This is a genomic window from Kitasatospora putterlickiae (assembly GCF_039527695.1).
In the GTDB taxonomy this organism is placed as follows: domain Bacteria; phylum Actinomycetota; class Actinomycetes; order Streptomycetales; family Streptomycetaceae; genus Kitasatospora; species Kitasatospora putterlickiae.
The window spans coordinates 2,298-2,556 of the sequence record NZ_BAAAKJ010000455.1 but is presented as its reverse complement, the minus strand read 5'-3'; the positions used below and the strand labels follow the sequence as shown (position 1 = coordinate 2,556).

The window sequence follows — 259 nt, the reverse complement described above, 5'->3', positions numbered from 1 at the left end:
CCGCCGCTGTCCGGCCCGTCGTCGGTCGCGGGGTCGGCGCCTGGCGGGGGCTCACGGCGGCTGTCCCGGCCGCTCCGGGCCGGGGCCGTCGCGCTGCCGGTGGGCGCGTTGGGCGCCGCCGTCGCCGACGCGGCCCGGGCCCACGGCGTCCTGCTCGACGGGGCCGGCGCTCCTTCCCTGCCCGGGCTCACCGCCGGAGTTCAGGCGGTGAGCCCGCCCGGCGGCGGCCGGACCGGAGGACCTGGTGGAGGACGGCGGC

1 pseudogene is annotated in these 259 nt (G+C 83.4%); it reads right to left on the bottom strand.

The window, feature by feature from the left end:
• Positions 1–51 precede the first annotated feature (51 nt).
• A pseudogene (locus tag ABD308_RS36575) lies at positions 52–259 on the bottom strand (hypothetical protein); the annotation flags it as partial.